The 14,213-nt window shown below is 42.1% G+C and carries 12 protein-coding genes and 1 pseudogene; 7 read left to right on the top strand and 6 right to left on the bottom strand.

The genetic code is table 11. The features are described from left to right. Nucleotides 1-60: 60 nt before the first annotated feature. A complete protein-coding gene (locus ACN222_RS16160; protein WP_010997379.1) occupies nt 61-801 on the bottom strand; it encodes a Uma2 family endonuclease in 741 nt (246 codons plus the stop codon). Between the two features lie 129 nt (nt 802-930). Between ACN222_RS16160 and ACN222_RS16155 the strand changes: the two genes are divergently transcribed. The 3 genes from ACN222_RS16155 (at nt 931) to ACN222_RS16145 (ending at nt 3,477) form a co-directional block, all read left to right on the top strand. After that, nucleotides 931-1,326 carry a hypothetical protein gene (locus ACN222_RS16155; protein WP_010997378.1) on the top strand — a complete coding sequence of 132 codons (396 nt, stop codon included), beginning with the start codon at nt 931-933 and terminating at the stop codon, nt 1,324-1,326. Nucleotide 1,327: 1 nt separating this feature from the next. Further along, a complete protein-coding gene (locus ACN222_RS16150; protein ID WP_010997377.1) occupies nt 1,328-3,160 on the top strand; it encodes an SUMF1/EgtB/PvdO family nonheme iron enzyme in 1,833 nt (610 codons plus the stop codon). A 191-nt stretch (nt 3,161-3,351) separates the two neighbouring features. Beyond that, on the top strand, nt 3,352-3,477 hold the full coding sequence (locus tag ACN222_RS16145; protein WP_126987005.1) for an SUMF1/EgtB/PvdO family nonheme iron enzyme: 126 nt from the start codon (nt 3,352-3,354) through the stop codon (nt 3,475-3,477). Between the two features lie 456 nt (nt 3,478-3,933). Here the strand turns inward: ACN222_RS16145 and ACN222_RS16140 are convergent, their stop codons facing one another. Further along, nucleotides 3,934-6,849: a PAS domain-containing protein gene (locus ACN222_RS16140; RefSeq protein WP_126986990.1), complete on the bottom strand. Its 2,916-nt coding sequence runs from the start codon at nt 6,847-6,849 to the stop codon at nt 3,934-3,936. A 128-nt stretch (nt 6,850-6,977) separates the two neighbouring features. Further along, nucleotides 6,978-8,432 carry an integrase gene (locus ACN222_RS16135; RefSeq protein ID WP_010997375.1) on the bottom strand — a complete coding sequence of 485 codons (1,455 nt, stop codon included), beginning with the start codon at nt 8,430-8,432 and terminating at the stop codon, nt 6,978-6,980. A gap of 65 nt (nt 8,433-8,497) precedes the next feature. Here ACN222_RS16135 and ACN222_RS16130 point away from each other — a divergent pair. Both ACN222_RS16130 and ACN222_RS16125 read left to right on the top strand, forming a co-directional pair. Then, a pseudogene (locus tag ACN222_RS16130) lies at nt 8,498-8,614 on the top strand (hypothetical protein); the annotation flags it as partial. Nucleotides 8,615-8,701: 87 nt separating this feature from the next. After that, entirely contained in the window at nt 8,702-9,223 is a 522-nt protein-coding gene (locus ACN222_RS16125; RefSeq protein WP_201799701.1) for a GerMN domain-containing protein, read from the top strand. Here the strand turns inward: ACN222_RS16125 and ACN222_RS16120 are convergent, their stop codons facing one another. Further along, complete coding sequence (locus ACN222_RS16120; RefSeq protein WP_044521694.1) at nt 9,224-9,511, bottom strand: CopG family transcriptional regulator; 288 nt, start codon at nt 9,509-9,511, stop codon at nt 9,224-9,226. 35 nt (nt 9,512-9,546) lie between these two features. Beyond that, nucleotides 9,547-10,137 carry a ParA family protein gene (locus tag ACN222_RS16115; protein ID WP_010997373.1) on the bottom strand — a complete coding sequence of 197 codons (591 nt, stop codon included), beginning with the start codon at nt 10,135-10,137 and terminating at the stop codon, nt 9,547-9,549. A 455-nt stretch (nt 10,138-10,592) separates the two neighbouring features. On the opposite strand from ACN222_RS16115, the gene ACN222_RS16110 reads away from it, so the two are divergent. Further along, a complete protein-coding gene (locus tag ACN222_RS16110; protein ID WP_044521691.1) occupies nt 10,593-11,051 on the top strand; it encodes an orange carotenoid protein N-terminal domain-containing protein in 459 nt (152 codons plus the stop codon). Between the two features lie 662 nt (nt 11,052-11,713). Further along, nucleotides 11,714-13,381, top strand: coding sequence for an MBL fold metallo-hydrolase (locus ACN222_RS16105; protein WP_010997371.1), 1,668 nt, complete (start codon nt 11,714-11,716; stop codon nt 13,379-13,381). 294 nt (nt 13,382-13,675) lie between these two features. Here ACN222_RS16105 and ACN222_RS16100 read toward each other — a convergent pair whose 3' ends face one another. Then, complete coding sequence (locus ACN222_RS16100) at nt 13,676-13,987, bottom strand: DUF6679 family protein (RefSeq protein ID WP_010997370.1); 312 nt, start codon at nt 13,985-13,987, stop codon at nt 13,676-13,678. Nucleotides 13,988-14,213 lie beyond the last annotated feature (226 nt).

The raw sequence follows: 14,213 nt of genomic DNA, 5'->3' as shown, positions 1-14,213 counted from the left end.
GGACGGGACACCATCGCGCATTATCCATCCTACAATTTGATAAAAGCGATCGCCTATCATTTAACCCAGAGTATCAGGATCAACACCCAAAGCGCGCAACCGTTCCCGTAATCGCACATTTTCCTGCTCTATTGTTTCCGCACGTTGGCGTTCTACTTCCGCACGTTCATCACCCGTTAACAGTAAATTACCTTGCTCATCCCACCACCGCAACCAAGGTAACTCTGTATCCAAGATAAACTTACCAGGCCAAATACCCAACTCCGCACCCATAGGCTTAATCGGGTAATGTCCTCTAGAATTAGCAGGTATTTTTTCGTAATGATTTCCAACTAATTGATAAACTTCAACCGATGCTTTTTTAACTTCATAGATACCATAGTAAGGAGGACGGATCACATTTTCGTAAATCCAGAATTTTCCCTTGTAAGGAGTTTTATCTCGTTCCTCCTCACCATTTCCCGAAACAAATTCTAAAACGATCAATGGTGCAATCAATTCTTGCCAAAACACGTAAGACCGGCGGAGTTCACCATTGAGAGTTGGCGGAACATTCGGGACATAAAACCAATCCGGCGCTTCTGCACCTTTCTCTGGTGGGTCTGTTAACCGCCAATAGATACCAGAATCTTGACCAATGCAATAATAACCATCAGGATGAATTTCTTCTAATCGTGGCAGAATCGAATCAGTTAATAAAATACTTTGCGGATGTTCCTGAAAATTTTTCACGAAATTACCATCAGAATCTGGTAGCTGAGTGTGATCTGGTAGAGCCAGATTCTTCGCGGCGATGATCATCGTGTTACCTCACCGAAATCATAAGAGCGCTGAATATTAATTATATCTCCCCGCGCCTCTGCGTCTCTGCGTGAGATAGTCCCCCTTATACATATACTTATGCGAAAATACTAAAAAACCCAGTGCAATATGACAGACACAACCTCAGACATTATTTGGATAGTCACAGGCGAAGCACCCGAAACTACCCCTGACGGTGTTGGTGCTAAAGGCGGAAATAGTAACACAGGCGGTTTCGGAGCAGACATACTCAAAACAATACCTAGCCCTAAAATCATCGGAGATGCTTTCCCAGTCAAAGCACAAGACTTAGAACAAAACATGACACACTTTCTACAACTGGTAGGGGGTTTGTTTAATCGTGCAGAAAAGCAAGCCAATCACAACCCTGGGTTACAGCTAGAAGAAATTGAGTTATCAGTAGAAATTAGCGGCGAAGGTGAAGTCAAGTTAATTGGGAACGGCGCGAAAGCTGGTGGTAAAGGTGCAATTAAACTGACATTTAGGCGACAAGAACCAAAGTAGGATGGCGAAAAATTGGGCGATCGCGATCGGCGTTAACCAGTATGATTATCTGGAACCGCTAAACTATGCCAAGCGGGATGCAGAGTTAATCCAGCAGTTTCTCATTAAAGAGGCGGGGTTTGACCAAGTTATTTTATTCAGTGATGATTCCCCTAATTTTGGGGTTAGCTCAACCCGCCCTACCCGTACTCACTTACGGCGAGTGTTACTAACTTTATTTGAAAGCCTCTCAATGGGTGCGGGTGATAACTTTTGGTTTTTCTTCAGTGGTCATGGGATGCGCCATAATGGACGCGATTATCTCATGCCTTCAGATGGTAATCCCAGGGACATTGCAGATACGGCCATTTCCATTAACTTTGTCACTGAAAACCTGCGTTGCTCTGGTGCTGATAATCTTGTCTTGATTTTAGATGCTTGTCGCAATGAAGGCAAAATAGATGGTATAAAAGGTGGTCATATTGGTATTGGCCAAGAAACCTCAGCAGAAGCACGTCAAAAAGGGGTTATTAGTATTTTTTCCTGTAGTCCGCAGGAATATTCTTATGAAATTGAAGCATTACAACAAGGTGCTTTTACTACTGCATTATTAGAAGGGTTTCGAGATGGATACACCACAGCTGCAAGCTTGAATCAGTATCTACAACGTCGTGTCTCGGAAATTGTTAGCTCCCACAGTAAAGGCAAACAAACACCTTATATTATTGCCGAGCCTGTAACTAAATCTCATTTAATACTTGTACCTCGATATGCAACCCCAGCCGATATTGCTACCCTTAGAGAAGATGCTTACGAAGCAGAAGTAAACAGAAATTGGGATTTGGCAGAACAATTATGGATGCGGGTTTTAACTGCTGATTCAACGCAGACTACGAAAGCAATCGAGGCAATTAAGAGAATTGTCCTTTTGCGTGGTAAAACCCTAGTAAAACAAGAAGGACAAACTGATGATCCTCCTAAGGGAGTATCTACACCTGAAAAAAATCTCTTAGAGACCTTTTCATTTGAAGTGGTGACGGTAAACGCACAAGGGAAAATCACCAACCGCCAAAACCGGACAGCAAAATATTTTGCAGAAGACTTAGGGAATGGTGTCACCTTGGAAATGGTGCAGATACCAGGGGGAACATTTACAATGGGTTCACCGGAAAGCGAGGCGGAAAGATTTGATAGGGAAAGTCCCCAGCGTCAGGTGACAGTTCCCGGCTTCTTCATGGGGAAATATGCAGTTACCCAAGCACAGTATCAAGCAGTTATGGGTGGCAACATTCTTCAAAAGATTATAGGCAATAAAAATAATCCTTCCTACTTCAAAGGTGAGAAAAGACCTGTAGAACAAGTGAGTTGGAATGATGCGGTAGAGTTTTGTCAGAAATTGAGCCAGAAGACAGGAAGAACCTACCGATTACCCAGCGAGGCAGAATGGGAATATGCTTGTCGTGCGGGGACAACCACGCCCTTTTATTTTGGCGAAACCATCACCACAGATTTAGTTAACTACAACGGTGAATTTCCCTACGGTGCTGCACCCAAAGGTAAATATCGTGGAGAAACAACCAATGTAGGAATATTTCCGCCGAACTCTTTCGGTTTATACGATATGTGTGGTAATGTATGGGAATGGTGCGAAGATATATATAATGATAATTACCAAGGTGCGCCAACAGATGGAAGTGCGTTGCTTACTAGTAAAAATAATAACATAAAGCTGGTGCGTGGCGGTTCGTGGCACAGCCATGCCAGGAGCTGTCGCTGTGCTTATCGCGACATGCACGCGCGCGCGTATCGGCTCTTCAATGTTGGTTTTCGTGTTGTCGCGGTGGCTATTCTGTGAGGATTCCTTTCCCTTTTCTCTCTTGCCCTTTTCCCCTTTACACTTCTTAATCTTTACACTTTGTTAGTGTAGCGAAGCGGAACGATCTTTTTTTTAAATTTGCTATTTCTGCCTACTAACCAATATACACTATATACAATCAGATTTCTCAATTAATTGAGAATCTGAGCATGGGATTAGGTTAACGTTAGCTGCTGCGTGGCGGTTCGTGGAACAACAATGCCAGGAACTGTCGCTGTGCTAATCGCAACAGAAACGCGCGCGCGAATCGGAACAACAATGTTGGTTTTCGTGTTGTCGCGGTGGCTATTCTGTGAGTACGCCCCAAAGTCAGAGTCGGTAAGTGGGAATTTATCGAGCGCACATTAGGGAGTCCAGACCTGTCCCAGCGAGGAAGGTGACGACCTCCGAATATAAAACCGGGTTGGATAGGTTGGTAGGTTGCAAAACCGAACACTTGTCCGACTCAACAAAAATATCCCACCGCAATAAAATTTCCCCAATTAGGGTTGTTGATATCCAATACATGGCACACCACCCCAATATGGTTACGCCAAAAATATAATTCAACCACCACAATATGGTTGACACACCCCAACAATACAAACAATCAAATATATTTTCCCAAATCGGATTTGTTATCATCAAATATCATGGCACATCCCCACAACCCCGTAGAAATATTAGCATACCCAACACAATTATCTGGGGAAGATATATTACCAGGGTTTATTTTGAGTTTACAAATAGTTTGGTAAAGCAATCAACACAATTCACTGATGAATAGGAATCTCGATGACGAATTCTGCTCCTTGTCCAGGTGTTGAATTACAAGATAATTTGCCATTGTGTCTATCCACAACAATTTGATAACTAATAGATAAACCTAAGCCAGTTCCCTTACCCACAGACTTAGTAGTAAAAAATGGGTCAAACAGTTTCGATAATATTTCTGGAGGAATCCCTACACCATTATCTGATATAGTAATTCGTACCAAATTATTATTAAACATTTCGCTACGAATACAAATTGTGGGTGTAGCAACTGACAACTGACCACCGATAACTGACTCATCTAAAGCATCAATAGCATTACTTATAAGGTTCATAAATACCTGATTTAATTGACCAGGATAACAATCAATTAAAGGTAAATCGCCATAATCTTTAACAACTAAAATTTCTGGATGGTCTGACTTGGCTTTCAGACGATTTTGTAAAATCATGAGAGTACTATCGATACCTTCATGAATATCTACTTGCTTAAATTCAGCTTCATCAAGGCGGGAAAAATTGCGGAGTGATAAGACAATTTCTCGAATGCGTTGGGTTCCTATACGCATAGATTGCAGCAGCTTAACCAAGTCCTCCTTGAGGAAATCAAAGTCAATATCTATAATGAGTTCCTGAATTTCTTCTGGCGGGTAGGGAAAGTGGAGTCTATAGAGTTCTACTAGCTGTAACAAGTCTTGAGCATATTCACTGGCTGGAATCAAATTACCATGAATAAAGTTAACTGGATTATTGATTTCATGAGCTACACCTGCAACCATATTTCCAATGGAAGACATTTTCTCACTATGGATAAGTTGAGTTTGAGTAAGCTGTAATTCACGCAGAGTGTTTTCTAAATTTTCGGCTTGTTGTTGCAACTGAATTTCTACCTGTTTACGCTGTGTAATATCCAAAGTTGTCCCAACCAAGCAATAAATTCTACCTGAGCTATTCTTGAGGGGATTAATTTTAGTTAACCACCAAGTTTCTTGATTGTTGACAGTTAGACACTCTTCAAAAGAAATGCTAACACCAGCCTCTACACAGTTCTTGTATCGTTGACGCACTACTACACCTTCAATACTGCCAAAAATATCCTCAGGTGCTTTACCAATAGCATCATTTCGACTAATTCCTGTATATTTTTCTGCTGTTGAGTTCCAACCTGTATAACAAAAATCCAAGTTTTCTAAAACATCAACCACAAAGATAATTTGATCAACACCCTCATAAATATTACGCAAAAATTGCTCTTGTTCTTGCAGTAATGCTTCTACTTTTTTACGTTCCCGAATATCACGAGTAACCGTTGCTAAACACAAAGGCTTACCAGTTTCAGAATTTTTGACAGTGAACATATTAAAGTCCACAGGTATTGCTTCGTTAGTTTGATGGTCACGGAAACGATATTCACCCTGCCATAAACCACGCTCATTCACCACACGCATAACGTGTTTATCCATATATTGTTGATCTTCTGGAAAGAAGAAATCCATAATGTGGAGATTCTTCAAAGCGTCCAAACTATCAAGACCAACTAACTTGAGTCCAGCTTCATTCAGAAATAATGGTTTTCCTGCTAAAGTCGCAAAACCAATAAAGTCACTGCTATTTTCAATCAGAGAGACAAACAATTGTCGTTCTTGTTCAGCTTGTTTGCGTTCTGTAATTTCCGTCGCTGTCACTATGAGTTGTGAAATTCGTGAATTGCTATCGCCAAGGGGTGTAATATTAATGAGCCACCAAGTTTCTTTGTCATTAACTAAGAAATCATCCTCAAAGAATAGGCTCTTTTTCGACTGGATACATTGTTGATAGCGTTGGCGATATAAGCTGGCAATTTCGGGTGGTAGTGCTTCCGCCGTTGTCTTACCGATGAAAGATTCAAGAGGTACAGGACTAATTCGGTACATGGCAGGATTGATTTGAACGTAACGAAACTCTGCCTCATCATCCAAAACATCCAAAACAAAGATACCGTAATCTACGCCTTCCCAGATACTTTGTAATAATTGTGCTTGCTGTTGCAGTTGTTGGTCTGCTTGTTTGCGTTCACGAAGTGCGGCTTGCTGTTCGCTTACATCTAATAGATAACCATACCAAGTGATTTCACCTCCTGGCTTACGTTCCGGTCGGGAGGCTCCTTTGACCCATTTTAGCTGACCTGAAGAAGTGATAATACGCCACTCATGTTCAAAGTTTTGCAGAGTTTTAGCAGAGTTAGCGATCGCCTCTTGCAGCCCTATAATATCCTCAGGATAAGTACTGGCAAAAGTGAGCGAGGCATCATCCTGTAACTCTTGGGGACTGCATTCTATCAGTTCTAGGCACCCAGAAGAAACATAAGGGAAAGTCATCGTGCCATCAGGTTTAAGGCAAAATTCATAAAGCATCCCTGGCAGATTATCGGCTAGGCGCTGTAACCGTGCTTCCGTCTCTCTTAAACGTCTTTCACTATCAGCTAAAGCCATTTCTGATTGTTTACGTGCGGTAATTACCTCAGAGACAACAGCTAAACCACCCACCTCACCTGATACTTCATACCAAGAATTTATTTCCCATTTCACCCAATCAATAGTCCCATCCCGACGGATGAGAGTTTCCTCTTCAGATTTCTCTGTATTTCCCGCCAAACAACGCTCATATCTGTTTTGCCAACCCAAAGTGATTTCTGGACAAACATGATGATGGAAACGACCAACGATATTCTCATCACCTAAGTTATAGTCCTCTCGCCAGCGCCGACTAGCCAGCAAGTAGCGCATCTCTCTGTCGAAAATAGCGATCGCCGCAGGTATATACTCAATAAATGACTCTGGTTTTAAAGTCTTTGCTACTACCTGGCGTAGTCCTATGAGTTCTTCTTGAAGAGAATCATAAGTATTTTTATCTATAGTCACGAGATTGTCAGTCATAGGTATACTACTTACCAGCGACAAATTTGAAGTTAACTTCAGCATCTATAGTATCTATGTTGCCCAATCTCCATCCAGCAATATCAATTCAAACTCAGTAGTTATGATTTGGAAATAATGACTTATTCTTAACTTAGCAATTCACCCAATTGATGCTGAACTAATAAACCCCTAAGTGTAGCATTTTCAGCTTTGAGAGCCAAGTTCTCAGCTTCCAATTCCTTGATTCTTTCTTTCATTGCTTCTTTACTAGTACCTTGTCTGTGAATCACCACCTCCTTATAAATCTCTAAATTAGTATCTTCATTCATCCATCTTTGATAACTTTTAGTATGTTCTTGTACTGTATGTCCCATATAATCTGCCATAGTCTTTATTGGCACTCGTAAACGATGGCCTCGTATGGCATAAGCATGACGTAAATCATAAGGTCTAAAACCGATATCTGCATTTCTAAATTTGATATACAGTTTGGCAGTTTTATTATTCAATTTACCTTCGTTATAGGGAAATCTAATATTCTTTAACTTGAATAAATCCACCCAATGAGGATGTAATGGGGGAATTCCACAACTCCGTTCCCCGGTTTTAGTCCCTTCTGTCAAACTAGGATTTAAACTTACTAAATGAAAAGTATTTTTTGGCTCCAGAAAAGCTTCTATATCCACAGCAAATAATTCATGGGGTCTTAAGCCATAGGTAGCCAGCATCCCGTATGCCCATTGCCATTGTTCCGGCTGTGTAGTGTTCTCTCTACTCGTGTAGACTGATAGAGGCAGACCAATTTTGTTAAATCCTTGGATAACTTCTTCATCCGATGGAACTTTGCGAATAGCCGGATGAGGTTTAGGAGTCGCATAGGCATAAATTGTTTTAAAATCATCAATTCCACAAAACTCACAAAACTTCTTTAGTTGCCATACCATAAAAAACCTCGCTGATGTATTCGGCTTAGTTTTCTCTAAGGCTATTTCTAATGCTTGAGCAGACATTGGTAAATCTTGAGGCAGTTTTTTTAAATGCCTCATATAATGAGTTTCCCAAGTCCGAATCCCTCGTCTATTTTGCTCGTGAGTTTTCCAAAATTCACGCTCATATTCTTGAATTAGTTCACCAATGAGTTTTCCAGAATTCTTCTGAGTTGGTAATTCTATCTTTTGTGCCTGTTTACCCAGTAACTCCGGTGTCCATTGGAATTGTTTTGTAATTAACGATAAATCCAATTCTCGTGCTTTCAAAACAGCCATTTTTACCCCGGCATCATTAGCAGGAAATCCGCAAGAAATGGTATATTGCTTATTAGGACTACCTTGTTTACCTACATCCCCAGGTCTACAAGGAAAAGTACCTTGTAAAGCAATACTTTTAGGGCTGCTAAGTTTCAATTTAATCTTGATTCTATCTAGACTTAAAGCTGCATTTGCCTGCTGTACGGAGTGTTTAATTCGCAGGTATTCCCGTTCTACCTTGGCCAATTCATCAGTTTGTTTAGCTTTCCATTGCTTCCATTTAGACGGTTCCCACTTGTCAATTGGTGTACCATCCCACTCAGATGTACGTAGATCAAAAGTAATTGCAGGCATAAGCTAGTCTCAAACACCGTCTTGGTTTGAAGATAGCTAATAACAGCCAAGAAGTAAAGTTTAATGTGCTTTCTAGTGATGTGATAATTGCCTGTGGTGTGGGTGCTGGTACTGCTTCCGAAATTGCCTTAGCCATCAAGGGGAATAAACCAATAATTTTGTTGAATAATGACCCACAAAGCCAAGCTTTCTTTCACAATTTATCGCAAATTTATACGGAATCCCTGGCAGCCATACTGGAGTCAAGAGAAAGAAATATGAACAAGATGATGAAAATGAACAACAGGTGTCTTTTACCATTTATGATGGTGGCGATCGCTAGCCTCAGCAGTTGTAGTTCAAACCCCAGCAACACAACAAATACAATATCCCCAAAACCTGCACCAAGCATGGCTCAACTACGAGCCAAAACCAATAACATTGAACCTAAAGCCGTCTCTGGTAAAACAGTAAACGTTACTCTTTATACTAGTGATGTCCAATGTCAAGAATTTGTGCCACAAAAAGTTACTGTACCTGCCACCCAATCTGTGACTAACGCTGTGGGTAAAATCATTAAGGAACAAGATACCGCCGACTTTAACCTATCCGGTTATCGTGTCAGAGTCAGGAACGGCATTGCCACAGTTGATTTAAGACTCTCACCCCAATCAAAGCGACAATTCGTCTCACTCTCTAGCTGCGAACAATTTGCCTTATTTGGCAGCCTCCGTAAAACCTTAACCAGTAATTCTCAATGGAAGATTAAAGAAGTGCGCTTCACCGAACAAGGCGAAGATATTGTACTTTAGTTATTGGTCATCGGTCATTAGTTCTTCCCCCTGCTTCTTCTCTAGCCACTGTTCAATAAGTTCCGTCACAATATCGCTCATTTGTCGCTCTTGGGACGCTGCTGCTGCTTTAAGTTGGCGATGTACTTGCTTTGGTAAATAAATAGTTGTCCGGGTATAAGCTGGGTCAGTGCTTTTGCTTTGGGAAGTCGGTTTATCTGGCGTTGACTGTGGCTGGTCTCGCTGTTGACGGCTGCGGGCAGCATCAATTAAATCATCGAAACGGCTGGTTTTTTTCTGATTATTCAAGGCATCCTACCCAATTAAGAATTATAAATTACGAATCAGTCTAATATTTCCTTTCCCACCTCGGCGTAGCATCGCCAAGCAATTTGGGCATAAGGGTCTTTAACCGCGTTGACTGGAACCCCTTCTAAAGCAGCACGTTGGAACACCGCCAAGCGACGAATTCCTGACTTAAATACAGGCAGTTCCGCATTTAAAAGAGTTGTTCTCGCTTCCTCCCCGGTTTTATTGGGATTTGGAGGTACAATATTAAGCAATATTTTATACTTAATTTTAAATTTACTAAGTAAATTAACTAGATTGAAAGTCGCAGCTAAAGCGATCGCATCTGGTGTTGTTGGTATAACTAATAAATCGCATCCTTTAGCCAAAGTTTTGAGTTCTTCTGTGTCTGGACGGGCTGGCGTGTCGATCACTATATGCTCATAAAGCCCCGCTAAACCGACCGCCTGCTTCTCATCAGCCACCTTAAAAGGTAAAGAACCTCGATTTGACCAATCTAACGCACTGCGGTTTAAATCACCATCCACCAACAGTGTGTCTGCTTTCATCTGGAGGTAAGTGGCTAAGTGCAACGCAGTCGTAGATTTACCGACACCGCCTTTAAACGCCGCTACAGTAATAATCATTTTTTATACATAAATAATACACGTTATCATAACTCGACATCTAAATGTCTGGACATTCTATTTATTTGTCGACATTTAAATGTTTGAAAATTTAAAAATTTAGATGTTTATTTATTGATATATCAGTAGTCGTAAAATATATATGCTTATATTTCATGTATAAAAATAAAGTACACAAATTATTCTAAGCAAACAGAGGGATAAACGTATAAAATATTTTAAGTGCTAGATACGTACTTTGAAGCCTGATTTCTGGTGGCAAAAAATTAAAATTGCACTTGCCACGACTGGTGTTTTTCTGGACTGCAAATGTCATATTTACATCTGTCATAAGCTAAGGTACTCATTTCTACCTTCAGTAGGGTTAATCTCCCTGGCTCAATTTATAGGATTTTGTGAGTGAGGTGAGTTTAGTAACCTCAGTAAAATTCAATACACAGGAACCGGAGATTACCATGACTTACGCTACCGATGAACGCACCCAAAGAGCCATAGAACAGTTTCGTGGCTTTGATATTGACACCCAACTAGCTCTACTGTGGTATGGCTATCTTGACCTCAAGGAACAGTTAGATTCAGAAACAAATCAACCTTCCGTACAAGATACAGCTGCGGCTTTATACGATCAGATTCGAGCCTTACCACAAGAACAACAATTACAAGCCCAACGGGATATCGCTAGTGGTGGAAACACAGATATTAGCCGCACCTACAATGCCTTGCACTCTAGCCCCAAAATAGAATTGTGGCTCAGACTCGCACGCGGTATGGAAAGCGGTGAGATTATTCAAGTCCCATCAGACTATGAACTACCCCTAGAAACCAAAAGCTTTGTTGATACAGTTAAAGCCTTAGACTTCTCACAACGCATCGATTTTACCCGCAGCATCGTTTTAGAGTGGGGCGCAAAATAGCATAACCGCAAGGGGAACCCAGTTCCCCATTTTTTAACTTCAATACTTCTCCCCCTGCTCCCCTCTGCTTCTTCCCAATCCCCATTTTGTAAAGGCATATTGCGTGAATAGACAGGTAACACCAAAAAGCTCTACAATCTGACTGATTGCGGTAAATCTACCTATTGCCCAATCAACCCAAGCATAGTAAAGATTTTCTAGCGATTCCGCTAGACGGGAAAATCACGCTATTAATATAAGTAAGTCTTAGTTAGAGAGTGACAACCAATGGACGTAAAACTAATTTTAGTTGGTTTAACCGTTATATTTACTATTTCGTGCCTATTCTTTGGGACGAAAAATGGGTTCTATGATTCAGATAACTATCATGGCAATGGCTCTGCCCATTGAAAGAAATCTGGTTGCTGAAAGTAAGCGATCAGAATTTCGGTTCCTTACAGATGCAAGAGGCAAATTCCCTGATTCCCCAGTTTAATGGCTCCCGGTTATCCAACTTTTACGAACCAGTCCGCGTTCGCAAAAGGTGTCCATCCCAATCAAAAATCCACATTCTTCAGCTTTAGGGGCGCACTACCAAAACTACCCCCAAGCTACAAAACCAAAATCTTCGTGAATCTTGGTTTTTCGGATAGGTCAATGATGAGGTTGGAGGGGAGCAGAACATGAGGAATAATTTGTCCGCATATTCCAATATTGAGACAGGGGAAGCAGCAACTGAACTAGAATGTTTTCCCTACAGCGTTCAGCACAATGATGAAGGTGTATGTTTATTAGTGCGGATGGGGCCACATCGCATCCTGTTGGATTGTGGTTTAGCGGATATTTCATCTATCCAAAAGAGTTTAACTCCATCGGTAAAGCGGGGTAATCCACCTTCACCAGCAGATTTAGTCTTGGTTACCCATGCTCACCCAGATCATGCTAGAGGCTTGCTAGCACTGCATCAAGCTTTCCCTAATTTACCTATATATGGTAGCGAAGTAACAAGCAAGCTGCTGCCTTTGAATTGGTTAGACCACAATCCCCAAGAAATTCCCCAACTGTGTCACGCCCTGCCGTTGCGATCGCCTGTAGAACTACAAGATGGATTAGTTGCCGAAATCTTCCCCTGTGGACACTTGCCAGGAGCCGTGGCAATCCTCCTCACATACACCACAGAACAGCGCTCTTACAAATTACTATATACAGGGGATTTCTTCCTATCTAACTCTCGCTTAGTGGAAGGTTTGCGGTTAGAAGAATTACGGGGTATAGATTTAAATGTGTTGATTATAGAAGGGACTTACGGCACATCCAGACACCCCCACCGCCGCAACCAAGAAAACCAACTAGCCGAGAGAATTAATCGCGCCATTAGCGATCGCTATTCTGTTGTCCTCCCTACCCCCGCCTTAGGCTTAGGACAAGAACTGTTGATGTTGTTGCGCTCCCATCACCATTTCACCGGCCGGGATTTAGATATTTGGGTTGATGGCGCTGTGGCTATTGGCTGTGATGCTTACTTGGAACTCCTACCCCACCTACCAGCATCAGTCCAAAACTTCGCCCGTCATCAACCCTTATTTTGGGATGAGCGGGTGCGTCCCCGTGTGCGGCGTTTGCAAGCCGAAAACCGCAGCATAGTAGGTAAATCGCCTTGTATTGTCCTGACAGATTCCACATCTGATTTAGAACAGTACTGTCAACCGGAAACTGGGCCTTGGCTCATCTTATTGCCAGAAAAAATTGATATAAAAGTTAATAAAAAATACTCAGCCCCCACCACAGTAGAAAGTTATCTGCTAGCTCAACACAGTGATGGGCCTGGCACTACCCAATTAATTCATAATTTACGTCCCCAGCACGTCGTTTTCGTTCACGGTTCCCCTGCGTACCTAGCAGATTTAACCTGCTTAGAAGAGTTGCAGAACCGCTATCACATCCATTCACCGGCGGCTGAGACAATGGTAGAACTACTCATTGGCGAAACCTTTTTACAACCAGCCCCCCCAGAAACAAATTATGAAGGCGAACTGACAGAGTTAGGGACAGTCATCACCATCAGCATCCCCGAAGCCATTACCGCCGATCCCCGGTGGCGACAGTTCGCCGACACTGGTTTAATCGAAGCCCGTTGGCAAGGGGAAGAACTGGTATTACGGGGATTAACCCAAAGAGAACTACTCAATCAAAATAGCGATCGCAACATCCCCCCCGAAATTGATTGCTGCGGCACTTGTCGCCATCAAAGAGGACAGCGCTGCTGGAACCCTTCCTCTCCCCTATATAACTTTAGAGTGACTTTAGAAGGTCACTGTCCGGCTTTTGAGCGATTATCCAATGGTGAATAGGGGGGTATAGGAGTATAAAGGGAATGCCTCGCTTGTAAAGGTGAAACTCTTGCTGTGACTAGGTATAGGGGTTAGGAGAAAAACCGTATTTATGAGGTATCTTGATTTAATTATTAGTTGTTTCCCCTACACCCTTACACCCTTATACCCCTACACCCCTATCTACTAAATAACGAATCCTGAGTAGGACGTGTTACTCAGGATTCAGTATGTGGTCTGTATTAAGTAGGGAGCGGGGAGAGGGATTGGATTCAGGTGGTAAGCCTCCCCCTAGCTCCCTGCCCCCCTTGCCTCTTACTCAGGATTAGAATCGGGATAATGGTTACGGATACGCTCGGCATCTGGGCAATCTTCAGTTGTGAGGGGTTCTATATTACCGCGTGGAACTGAAGCTAATTTTTGAGTAACAGCGCCGATGCTTTCGAGACGAACCATCTCTTCCCAAGAGCAAACTTCGTCTTCTTCGTCTGTTTCATAGCGTAGGGTTACTAAGTCTCCCTCTATATCGAGGATGCGGGCGCGCTCTATCCAGCGTTGCTGGTCCCGCAAGAATACACATACCTCCCGCCCGTCGCAACACAGTTGATAAATCTTGCGGTGTAGCATGTACTGCTTCTGCCTTTTTAAACAACGTAGTTAAACCTTGAAAAATCTGGGTTTTACCCCAATTAAATAACACCCTTAGGAGTTGAGAAACCTGGTTCAGAATCAGTGTGTCTTTTGACCATGCCCAGATACTTACTGATAATTTTCGGTTCTGGGAGAATATTTAGTCATAAACTTGTGGTTACTGCACCAAAATTCTATCTCTTTCAGGGTGATTCAGCTAATG

Origin of the sequence: Anabaena sp. FACHB-595 (assembly GCF_048568275.1) — a bacterium.
Taxonomy (GTDB): Bacteria; Cyanobacteriota; Cyanobacteriia; order Cyanobacteriales; family Nostocaceae; genus Trichormus.
Note: the sequence above shows the minus strand (reverse complement) of the source record. Positions and strands in the feature narration are given on the sequence as shown.

Bases quoted from the DNA above. Each gene is read 5' to 3' on its own strand.
- ACN222_RS16115 (WP_010997373.1), bottom strand. From the start codon at position 10,137: ATGATTATTACTGTAGCGGCGTTTAAAGGCGGTGTCGGTAAATCTACG.
- ACN222_RS16155 (WP_010997378.1), top strand. From the start codon at position 931: ATGACAGACACAACCTCAGACATTATTTGGATAGTCACAGGCGAAGCA.
- ACN222_RS16100 (WP_010997370.1), bottom strand. From the start codon at position 13,987: ATGCTACACCGCAAGATTTATCAACTGTGTTGCGACGGGCGGGAGGTA.
- ACN222_RS16160 (WP_010997379.1), bottom strand. From the start codon at position 801: ATGATCATCGCCGCGAAGAATCTGGCTCTACCAGATCACACTCAGCTA.
- ACN222_RS16105 (WP_010997371.1), top strand. From the start codon at position 11,714: ATGAGGAATAATTTGTCCGCATATTCCAATATTGAGACAGGGGAAGCA.
- ACN222_RS16110 (WP_044521691.1), top strand. From the start codon at position 10,593: ATGACTTACGCTACCGATGAACGCACCCAAAGAGCCATAGAACAGTTT.
- ACN222_RS16135 (WP_010997375.1), bottom strand. From the start codon at position 8,432: ATGCCTGCAATTACTTTTGATCTACGTACATCTGAGTGGGATGGTACA.
- ACN222_RS16125 (WP_201799701.1), top strand. From the start codon at position 8,702: ATGAAAATGAACAACAGGTGTCTTTTACCATTTATGATGGTGGCGATC.
- ACN222_RS16150 (WP_010997377.1), top strand. From the start codon at position 1,328: ATGGCGAAAAATTGGGCGATCGCGATCGGCGTTAACCAGTATGATTAT.
- ACN222_RS16140 (WP_126986990.1), bottom strand. From the start codon at position 6,849: ATGACTGACAATCTCGTGACTATAGATAAAAATACTTATGATTCTCTT.